Source organism: Candidatus Protofrankia californiensis (assembly GCF_900634765.1).
GTDB lineage: Bacteria > Actinomycetota > Actinomycetes > Frankiales > Frankiaceae > Protofrankia > Protofrankia californiensis.
In genome coordinates, this window is record NZ_CAAAFT010000067.1 from 76,873 (window position 1) to 77,807 (window position 935).

The following is a 935-nucleotide window of genomic DNA, read 5'->3' on the forward strand; positions in this document are numbered from 1 at the left end:
GCGGGAGGGTGAGGCCAGGCAGATCGATCTGGCCGGCGCCGGCGACCGCATCACCATCGCCTCTCCGGTCGCGAATCTGCTCAATGGCGGCTACCTGGTGTTCCAACAGCCGGTCCCGGCCTTCTACCGGGACATCCGTTCCGGTCAGCTCACCCGTGACAGCAGCCTGCTGGCCGTCGTCGGTGCCGCGCTCGTCGGGCTCACCGTCCTCAACGGCCGGCGCGAAGCGGCGATCCGCCGGGAGCAGGGGCGCCTGCAGGCCCTGCTCCACAACGCCCATGACATCGTGATCGCCACCGGAGCGGACGGGAGCGTCACCTTCGTCAGTTCCGCCGCCGCGCTCCTGCTCGGCCTGCCGGCCTCGTCCTGCCTCGGCCGGCAACTGTCCGACATCGCCTACCCGGACGACGCGGCCACCCTGGCGGAGTTCCTGCACCGGGCCGCCGAGGCCGGGACCGCCGCGGTCCGCGACGTCCGGCTGTCGACCGCGGGCAGCGGCCACCGCTGGTTCGACATCGAGGCGATCGACCTGCGCGACCGCCCGGAGGTCGCCGGTATCCTGCTGACCTGCCACGAGATCGGCGAGCGCCGGCTCCTGCAGGACGAGCTGCGCTACCAGGCGTTCCATGACGCCCTCACCGGCCTACCGAACCGGGCGCTGTTCGCCCGCCGGCTCGACGCCCTTGCCGCCGAGCGTCCGACACCGGCGTTCGCGGTCCTGTTCATCGATCTCGACCGGTTCAAGTCGGTCAACGACACCTACGGCCATGACGCCGGCGATGAGGTACTGCGGATCATCGGTGCCCGCCTGCAAGGGGCCGGGACGGAGCAGGACGCCGTCTGCCGCCTTGGCGGGGACGAGTTCGCCGTCATCCTGGGTGACACCGACAGCGCCCGGGCGCGCGATGTCGCGGACCGGCTGCTGGAGTCGATCC

1 protein-coding gene is annotated in these 935 nt (G+C 71.7%); it reads left to right on the top strand.

Annotation, left to right across the window (positions count from 1 at the left end; all coding sequences use genetic code 11):
- Positions 1–935 (top strand): sensor domain-containing diguanylate cyclase (locus DD1DGNOD_RS26500; protein WP_165036408.1); only part of this gene is annotated, 935 nt, incomplete at both ends.